The following is a 5,317-nucleotide window of genomic DNA, read 5'->3' on the forward strand; positions in this document are numbered from 1 at the left end:
ACAATGCTGCGCCGGCGCTCGAAGTCGTAGCCCTTGCCGACCCACTTGCGAGTAGCGTCGAGCAGCGATTCCTGGTCGTCGGTGAAATCAAAGTCCATGATGCTGTCCTTTCAATCTTGGTTCTTCAGCCGAGCACGAACTGCGAGACGATATTGCGCTGCACCTCGTTGGAGCCGCCGTAGATCGTCGTCTTGCGCAGGTTGAAGTACGTGGCGGCCAATGGCGCCAGGCCCACCGTGCCGCCGGGGAAGTTGCCCTGCCAGCCGGCCTCCATCGCTTCCTTGACGAAGGGCACGGCAAACGGGCCGGCCGCCAGCATCATCAGCTCCGTGTAGCGCTGCTGGATCTCGCTGCCCTTGATCTTCAGCAGCCCGGCGATGTCGAGCGGGTTCTTGCCGGACTTCTCGGCAGAGAGCACGCGCAGCACCATCATTTCGAGCGCGACCACGTCCACTTCGAGCTTGGCGATCTCGTCGCGGAAGCGGCGGTCTTCATACACGCCCTCGGTCTTCGCGATGCGCTTGACGCGTTCGAGTTCGCGCTTGGCGCGGTTGACGTCGGCGATGTTGGTGCGCTCGTGCGAGAGCAGGTGCTTGGCATACGTCCAGCCCTTGTTCTCCTCGCCGATCAGGTTTTCGGCCGGGACTTCGACGTTGTCGAAGAACACCTCGTTCACTTCATGCTCGCCGTCCAGCATGATGATCGGCCGCACGCTGACGCCGGGCGACTTCATGTCGATCAGCAGGAACGAGATGCCGGTCTGCGGCTTGCCTTCGGTGGAGGTGCGCACCAGGCAGAAGATCCATTCGCCGTACTGGGCCAGCGTGGTCCAGGTTTTTTGCCCGTTGACGATGAACTTGTCGCCCTGGCGTTCGGCGCGCGTCTTGATCGAGGCCAGGTCGGAGCCGGAACCGGGCTCGCTGTAGCCCTGGCTCCACCAGACCTCGCCGCTGGCGATGCCGGGCAGGAAGCGTTGCTGCTGCTCGGGCGAGCCGAAGGTCATGATCACAGACGCCACCATCACCGGCCCGAACGGCACGATGCGCGGCGCGCCGGCCAGGGCGCACTCTTCCTCGAACAGGTGCTTTTGCACCGCCGTCCAGCCGGGGCCGCCGAACTGCTGGGGCCAACCGTAGCCGAGCCAGCCTTTCTGGCCCAGGATCCTGGCCCAGCGCTGCATGTCGTCACGCGACAGGCGCAAGGCGTTGTGCACCTTGTGGGCGATGTCCTGGGGCAGGTTCTCGCGCACCCAGGCGCGGATGTCTTGCCGGAACTTCTGTTCTTCAGGGGTGAAAGCGAGGTCCATGTGCGGTCTCCGGAGGAAGGTCGAGTTTAAGCACGGTCGTTCGCATCGGTTTGTCCGGGTGGCGACAAACCCAGTTGCGCGCACAGGTCGGCCACGGCGGCGCGCAGCTGCGCCACCTCGGCCTCCAGCGCGCCGACGCGGCCGGCCAGGCCGGCCGGCGTGGCTTCGGAGGCGGTCCCCGCCTGGATGGTGGCGGCATCGACCGGCCCGCACAGCAGGTGCGTCCAGCGCGGCTCGCGCGAGCCCGAGGCCCGCGCCAGCTGCACCACCAGCGGGCCGCCCTTGTCCTGGCTGCGCTCCGCCAATTCGTTCAGGAAGCCTTCGACCGAGGAGATGTCGGCGAAGCGGTACCAGCGCTCGCTGTGGATGCGCAGCTCGCCGGCGGTCTGCGGCCCGCGCAGCATCAGCAGGCCCAGCAGCACGGCGGACTGCTCCGGCACCACCATGGCGCGCTGGAGGTTGTGCTCCCACCGGGCCACGCGGCTGCCGCTGGAAGCGAAGGCGAGCGAGCGGCGCTTCAGGCCATCCAGCGCCTCCTGCACCTCGGGCTCGGACAGGCTGGTGATCGGGTCGCGGCTGCTTTTCTGGTTACAGCCGGCGACCACGGCATGGAGCGAAAGGGGATAGGTGTCGGGCACGGTGCGTGCCTTTTCCATCAGCGTGCCGAGCACGCGGGCTTCAACAGGGGAGAGTGGGGTCATGCGGCTGGGATAATCGCGCCCTGAATGAAGAACATCGTGATCCTGATCTCGGGCGGCGGCTCGAACATGGCTGCAATTGTGCACGCCGCCCAGCGCGACCATTGGGAGCGCGTGCATGGCGCGCGCGTGGCCGCCGTCGTCAGCAACAAGCCCGATGCCGGCGGACTGGCGCTGGCCCGTGAGCAAGGCATCGCCACCGAGGTGGTGGAGCACAAGCGTTTTGCCAGCCGCGAGGCGTTCGACGAGGCGCTGGCCGCCGCGATCGAGCGCCACCAGCCGGCGCTGGTGGTGCTGGCCGGCTTCATGCGCATCCTCACGCCCGGCTTCGTGACGCGCTACCAGGGCCGGCTGCTGAACATCCATCCGTCGCTGTTGCCGGCCTTTCCCGGCCTGCACACGCACCAGCGGGCGCTGGACGCCGGCTGCCGCTTCGCCGGCGTCACCGTGCACCAGGTCACCGCCGAACTCGACTACGGGCCGATCCTGGCGCAGGCGGTGGTGCCGGTGCTGCCCGAGGACACGGCCGCCGCGCTGGCTGGCCGCGTGCTCACCCAGGAACACCTGATCTATCCGCGGGCCATCGCGCAGCTGCTGCCCGGCCTGCAGGACAACTGAACCCAATGCATCCCAAAGCCTTCCTCGACACTGCCACTGCACTGATCCAGCAGGTCCTGAAACTGGACCACCCCGCCGACGCCATCGTGTCGCGCTTCTTTCGCGAGAGCCGGGCGCTCGGCCCGCGCGAGCGGGCAACGCTGGCCGAAACGGCGTATGGCGTGCTGCGCCGCAAGCTGCTGTACGACCACCTGGCCCGCTCGGGCAGCGGCCCGCGCGAGCGGCGCATGGCGATTCTGGCTTTTGCCGGACCGCGCGACTTTCTGCAGGCGGCGCTGACGCCGCAGGAACAGGCCTGGCTGAAGGACTGCGATGCTGTTGTGGCGGCTGACCTGATGGACCGCCATCGCCACAACCTGCCGGACTGGCTGGCGCCGCTGCTGGCCGAGCAGCTGGGCGAGGAGTTCTGGCCGCTGGTGGCCAGCCTGGAAGGGAAGGCGCCGCTGGACCTGCGCGTGAATGCGCTGACCGACAAGCGCGATGACGTCCACAAGGAACTCAAGGCGGCCGGGATCGAAACCCAGCCGACGCCGTATTCCCCCTGGGGTTTGCGGGTCGAAGGCAAGCCGGTGCTGGCCAAGGTGGCCGCCTTCGAGCGCGGCGCCATCGAGGTGCAGGACGAGGGCTCCCAGCTGCTGGCCGTGCTGGCGGATGCGCGGCGCGGCCAGATGGTGGTCGATTTCTGCGCCGGCGCCGGCGGCAAGACGCTGGCGCTGGGCGCGGCCATGCGCAACACCGGCCGGCTGTACGCCTTCGACACCTCCGGCCACCGGCTGGACAAGCTCAAGCCGAGGCTGGCGCGCAGCGGGCTGTCGAACGTGCATCCGGCGGCCATCGCCCATGAACGCGACGACCGGATCAAGCGTCTGGCCGGCAAGATCGACCGCGTGATCGTCGACGCGCCGTGCTCCGGGCTCGGCACCTTGCGGCGCAACCCGGACCTGAAGTGGCGGCAATCGGCCGACAGCATTGCCGAGCTTGCCAAGACCCAGGCGGCAATCCTGACCAGCGCGGCCCGGCTGCTCAAGCCGGGCGGGCGCCTGGTCTACGCCACCTGCAGCCTGCTGCGGGCCGAGAACGAAGACATCGCCGCGGCGTTCGAGGCCGGGCACTCCGGCTTTCGCCGGCTGCCGGTGGTCGAACTGCTGGAGCAAGCCAAGGTCGCGCAGCCGGCGCAGCTGTGCAGTGGGGACGGAATGTTCCTGCGGCTCTGGCCGCATCGGCACGCAACTGACGGTTTCTTTGCTGCTGCATGGGAAAAAGCGAACTAATGCGCCAAAAAACAGAGTCATGGGCTGGCCGTCCGGCCGAATTTGACGCGGGAACTGAACCCCCGCGCGTAAAATGGCTCCTACCCTGCACGCAGTGCTTCCCGCCTGCATCCTAGAAAGAGACTTCCTCCCCATGTTGCTTCCCGATTGGGCCGTGCTGAACGCGGCTGTCGACTGGCTCGCCAACGGTTTGCTGAACCTGTCCTGGTGGCAGGTCTTGATCTATACGCTGGTGACCACTCACATCACCATCGCCGCGGTCACGATCTTCCTGCACCGCAGCCAGACCCACCGGGCGCTGGACCTGCACGCCGTCCCGTCGCACTTCTTTCGCTTGTGGCTGTGGCTGGGCACGGGCATGGTCACCAAGGAATGGGTCGCGATCCACCGCAAGCACCATGCGAAGTGCGAAACGGTCGACGATCCGCACAGCCCCCAGGTGCGCGGCATCGATACCGTGCTGTGGCGCGGCGCCGAGCTGTACCGGGCCGAAGCCAAGGTGACGGAGACCATCGCCAAGTTCGGCCATGGCACGCCGGACGACTGGATCGAGCGCAACCTGTACACCCGCTTCAGTTGGCAGGGCGTGGGCCTCATGCTGATCATCAACGTGGCGCTGTTCGGCATGCTGGGCCTGGCGGTCTGGGCCGTCCAGATGCTGTGGATCCCGATCACCGCCGCCGGCATCATCAACGGCATTGGCCACTACTGGGGCTACCGTAACTTCGAGGCGCAGGACGCCAGCACCAACGTGTCGCCGTGGGGCATCATCATCGGTGGCGAAGAGCTGCACAACAACCACCACACCTACCCGACGGCCGCCAAGTTCTCGGTCAAGCCCTATGAGTTCGACATCGGCTGGCTCTACATCAGCTTGATGCGCAAGATCGGCTGGGCCACCGTCAAGAAAGTGCCGCCGAAACTGCGCCTGGGCGCCATCCGCCCGGTGGCCGACGAAAAGACGCTGGAGGCGCTGATCGCCAACCGCTACGAAGTGATGGCCGGCTACGCACGCGAGATGCGCCGCGCCTGCAAGACGGAACTCGCCTTGCTCCAGTCCAAGGGGCACGACAGTGCCATGCTCCAGGCCGCCAGGCGCTGGCTGCACCGCGACGACGACAAGGTGCCGGCCGCCGCCCGTCCGCAACTGGCCCAGGCGCGTGCCGCCCATCCTGTCCTGGACAAGATGGTGACGATGCGGGAAGAGCTGCGCCAGATGTGGCTCAACACCTCGCAGTCGCGCGAACAGCTCGCGGCCGACCTGCAGGCGTGGTGCCGCCGCGCCGAAGAGAGCGGAATCGTGGCTCTGCAGCAGTTCTCGATGAAGCTGAGGGCAGCTCACGCGTAACGCCTGCCAACCCCCCCCAAGGAAAAGCCCCGTCCCCGGGGCTTTTTTTCGCCTCGCCGTCAGGCTGAGCGCCGGC

The 5,317-nt window shown here is 67.2% G+C and carries 5 protein-coding genes; 3 read left to right on the top strand and 2 right to left on the bottom strand.

Annotation, left to right across the window (positions count from 1 at the left end; all coding sequences use genetic code 11):
• Positions 1–124 precede the first annotated feature (124 nt).
• Together JWP65_RS19475 and JWP65_RS19480 are read right to left on the bottom strand one after the other, a co-directional pair.
• Entirely contained in the window at positions 125–1,306 is a 1,182-nt protein-coding gene (locus tag JWP65_RS19475; RefSeq protein WP_299766761.1) for an acyl-CoA dehydrogenase family protein, read from the bottom strand.
• A gap of 26 nt (positions 1,307–1,332) precedes the next feature.
• The gene (locus JWP65_RS19480; RefSeq protein WP_299766763.1) at positions 1,333–2,007 is read right to left on the bottom strand and encodes a YceH family protein; all 675 of its coding nucleotides are present in this window, start codon (positions 2,005–2,007) and stop codon (positions 1,333–1,335) included.
• Positions 2,008–2,031: 24 nt separating this feature from the next.
• On the opposite strand from JWP65_RS19480, the gene purN reads away from it, so the two are divergent.
• The 3 genes from purN to JWP65_RS19495 all read left to right on the top strand — a co-directional run bounded on the left by purN (position 2,032) and on the right by JWP65_RS19495 (position 5,241).
• Positions 2,032–2,622 (top strand): phosphoribosylglycinamide formyltransferase, encoded by a 591-nt coding sequence (gene purN / locus JWP65_RS19485; protein ID WP_299766765.1) that lies wholly within the window; start codon positions 2,032–2,034, stop codon positions 2,620–2,622.
• 5 nt (positions 2,623–2,627) lie between these two features.
• Positions 2,628–3,893: an RsmB/NOP family class I SAM-dependent RNA methyltransferase gene (locus tag JWP65_RS19490; RefSeq protein ID WP_299766767.1), complete on the top strand. Its 1,266-nt coding sequence runs from the start codon at positions 2,628–2,630 to the stop codon at positions 3,891–3,893.
• A gap of 133 nt (positions 3,894–4,026) precedes the next feature.
• Entirely contained in the window at positions 4,027–5,241 is a 1,215-nt protein-coding gene (locus JWP65_RS19495; RefSeq protein WP_299766769.1) for a fatty acid desaturase, read from the top strand.
• Positions 5,242–5,317 lie beyond the last annotated feature (76 nt).

Origin of the sequence: Ramlibacter sp. (assembly GCF_028292805.1) — a bacterium.
Lineage (GTDB): Bacteria > Pseudomonadota > Gammaproteobacteria > Burkholderiales > Burkholderiaceae_C > Ramlibacter.

Bases quoted from the DNA above. Each gene is read 5' to 3' on its own strand.
- JWP65_RS19475 (WP_299766761.1), bottom strand. From the start codon at position 1,306: ATGGACCTCGCTTTCACCCCTGAAGAACAGAAGTTCCGGCAAGACATC.
- JWP65_RS19480 (WP_299766763.1), bottom strand. From the start codon at position 2,007: ATGACCCCACTCTCCCCTGTTGAAGCCCGCGTGCTCGGCACGCTGATG.
- purN (WP_299766765.1), top strand. From the start codon at position 2,032: ATGAAGAACATCGTGATCCTGATCTCGGGCGGCGGCTCGAACATGGCT.
- JWP65_RS19490 (WP_299766767.1), top strand. From the start codon at position 2,628: ATGCATCCCAAAGCCTTCCTCGACACTGCCACTGCACTGATCCAGCAG.
- JWP65_RS19495 (WP_299766769.1), top strand. From the start codon at position 4,027: ATGTTGCTTCCCGATTGGGCCGTGCTGAACGCGGCTGTCGACTGGCTC.